This window comes from Streptomyces sp. MnatMP-M17, assembly GCF_900091995.1.
Classification (GTDB): Bacteria; Actinomycetota; Actinomycetes; order Streptomycetales; family Streptomycetaceae; genus Streptomyces.
On the sequence record NZ_FMDK01000411.1, the window covers coordinates 1 to 1,457 of the forward strand.

The window sequence follows — 1,457 nt, forward strand, 5'->3', positions numbered from 1 at the left end:
TTCGATCGTGCGGGGGCGGTCTCACGGAGACCGCCCCTCGATCGTGCGACAACGCCGCAGGTAATGACAGCAGCGGGGCAGCCTCCGAGGGTGATCACCGAGTCTGCCGCCGCGCAATGGGACCTCGAACTGGATGACCTCTTCCTGACCATCGGGCACCGCTTCGGCCGGGTCGAGCTCCGCCGCCGGATGCGGGACTACGTGCGCGGGCTGCTCGCCCCTGTAGCCCGCAAGAACAGCTGGCAGCTGGCCGAACAGGCCGGCCACTCCACCCCTGACGGCCTGCAGCACCTCCTCGCCGGATCGAAGTGGGAACCCGATGACATCCGCGACGACCTGCAGGAATACGTCGCTGGCAAGCTGGGCGAGGCCGACGGTGTCCTGATCATCGACGACACCGGGTTCATCAAGAAGGGCACCACCTCCGCCGGGGTCCAGCGCCAGTACTCCGGAACCGCCGGCCGGACCGAGAACTGCCAGATCGGCGTCTTCGCCGCCTACGCCACCACCCGCGGCAGGGCTCTGGTCGACCGCGAGCTCTACCTCCCGAAGTCCTGGACCGAGGACCGGGAACGCTGCCGCACCGCAAGGGTCCCCGACGAGCGGGAGTTCGCCACCAAAGGCGAACTGGCCCGGCACATGGTGCTGCGGGCTCTCGCCTCGCCGCTGCCCATTGCCTGGGTCACCGCGGATTCCGCCTACGGCCAGGACAACCGATTCCGCCGGCTGCTGGAACAATCGGGTGCCGGCTACGTGCTGGCCGTGCCCAAGTCCCAGTTCAGCGTGGGCTGTTCACGGATCGAGGGCCTGTTCGCGCAGGCCCCCGCCGTGGCATGGGAGAAGATCTCCTGCGGCGACGGTGCGAAGGGGCCCCGCGTCTATCACTGGGCAGCGGTGCGGCTGCCGGCCGTCGCCGAGTTCGACTGTCAGGGCGAGGTCCCTCACCGGATGCGGTGGGCACTGGCCCGGCGCAGCATCAGCAAGCCCGACGAGATCGCCTACTACCTCGCCTACGCGCCCCTTCAGGTCACCGTCCAGGAGCTGGTGCGGGTCGCCGGGGCGCGCTGGGCGATCGAGGAGTGTTTCCAGGCCGCGAAGAACGAGTGCGGCCTGGATCAGTACGAGGTCCGCCGCTACGTGGGCTGGTATCGGCACATCACTCTGGCCATGCTCGCGCACGCCTTCCTGGCCGCTACGGCACACCAGCCCTGGGAAAAGGGGGCGGAACAGGTGAGACACCCGGGGTCATCGGGCTCACAGTGGCGGAGGTTCGGCGACTCCTGGCAGCTTGTCGTGCCCGGCCCCCGCACCTGAGCGGACACCGGGGACGACACCACGCGCTGAGCTGGTCGAACTGGCGCCGCCGACGTCAAGCAGTCGCCCGCCGCTGTCACTATCTGCGGCGTTGTCGCACGATCGAGGGGCGGTCTCCGTGAGACCGCCCCCGCACGATCGAA

The 1,457-nt window shown here is 69.1% G+C and carries 1 protein-coding gene; it reads left to right on the forward strand.

Annotation, left to right across the window (positions count from 1 at the left end; translation table 11 throughout):
• The first annotated feature begins 63 nt into the window (after positions 1–63).
• Complete coding sequence (locus GA0115259_RS19015; RefSeq protein ID WP_237540203.1) at positions 64–1,314, forward strand: IS701 family transposase; 1,251 nt, start codon at positions 64–66, stop codon at positions 1,312–1,314.
• Positions 1,315–1,457 lie beyond the last annotated feature (143 nt).